Annotated in this window: 1 protein-coding gene; it reads left to right on the forward strand. The window is 61.6% G+C overall.

All coding sequences use genetic code 11. The features are described from left to right. Window positions 1-57: 57 nt before the first annotated feature. Complete coding sequence (locus tag ACFTOW_RS13275) at window positions 58-792, forward strand: calcium-binding protein (protein WP_379916499.1); 735 nt, start codon at window positions 58-60, stop codon at window positions 790-792. Window positions 793-820: the final 28 nt, after the last annotated feature.

An 820-nucleotide genomic window follows, 5' to 3' on the forward strand; every position in this document is an offset into this window, starting at 1 on the left:
CTACCCCCCGGGTGGGTCATTTTTAAATGATCACGATGGGTCAGTTTTGAATGCAGATTGACAATCTCCGGTGACGGCGGGGATGACAACATCCAGGGCGGTGCCGGCGATGACACCATCTTTGGTGGCAACGGCGACGACCGGATCGAAGGCAACGACAATGCCGACTGCATCTCGGGCGGCGCTGGCGACGACATGATCTGGGGCGACAACGCCGATGGCGACTATGCTCAGGGCCATGCAAGTGACACCATCTCGGGTGGCGACGGCAACGACACCATCTATGGCGGTCAGGACGACGATATCGTGACCGGCGATGCTGGCGATGACCTCATCTATGGCGACGAGGGCAACGATACCCTTGCCGGCAACGATGGTGACGATGTCATCTACGGTGGCAGCGGTGCCGACCACATCCGCGGCAACGACGGCGACGACACGCTTTACGGCAACAGCGGCGACGACATCATGGCGGGCGACAAAGGCAACGACGTGATGTACGGCGGCCACGGCGACGACTGCATGGATGGCGGCGACGGCAAGGACAGGCTGTTCGGCGACAAGGGCGACGATGTCCTTGACGGCGGCAAGGGCAATGACATGCTCGACGGCGGCGACGGCGACGACTTCCTGTATGGTAACGATGGCAATGACGTGCTTCATGGCGACCGCGGCCAGGCCGGAGGCGGCAGCGACACGCTGCTGGGTGGCGAAGGCAATGACAAGCTGTTTGGTGGCAAGGGCGACGATTGTCTGATCGCCGACGAAGGTGCCGCGCGACAAACAGGCTGAGAATCCAGCGTCAATCAGGATGAGAACG

It is taken from the genome of Lacimonas salitolerans (assembly GCF_042677865.1).
GTDB classification, from domain to species: Bacteria; Pseudomonadota; Alphaproteobacteria; order Rhodobacterales; family Rhodobacteraceae; genus Lutimaribacter; species Lutimaribacter salitolerans.